This window comes from Pseudoalteromonas sp. MMG013, assembly GCF_018100885.1.
In the GTDB taxonomy this organism is placed as follows: Bacteria; Pseudomonadota; Gammaproteobacteria; order Enterobacterales; family Alteromonadaceae; genus Pseudoalteromonas; species Pseudoalteromonas aurantia.
The window spans coordinates 1-321 of sequence record NZ_JAGJEE010000141.1 but is presented as its reverse complement, the minus strand read 5'-3'; the positions used below and the strand labels follow the sequence as shown (position 1 = coordinate 321).

1 protein-coding gene is annotated in these 321 nt (G+C 43.3%); it reads left to right on the top strand.

Annotation, left to right across the window (positions count from 1 at the left end):
- A partial coding sequence (locus J8L98_RS24715; RefSeq protein ID WP_210998700.1) for a hypothetical protein occupies positions 1-321 on the top strand: 321 nt, incomplete at both ends.

Sequence of the window (321 nt, the reverse complement as noted above, 5' to 3'; positions counted from 1 at the left end):
GACATGGGTCGCGTGACGTACCAAGTGCAAACCAATGTGACGGTGACGAATGTGAGCGAGAGCTTTGCGTTAAATAGCCGCCAACATGTTGCTTCAAAAACGACTTATGACGCATTAGGTAACACGATTAGTACGCAAAAAACAGCAACAAATAATACTGATATTGCATACGTTGATTTCAAGTCAGAGCAAGCACAGCGTTGGAAATATGATGCAGTTGGACGCCTCATCCATACTGCTGACGCACAAGGGGATTATAGTAATGTAATAAATCCATCATCGATGAGTCTGGCTGCACTAAAAGAGTATACAGGAAGCCAT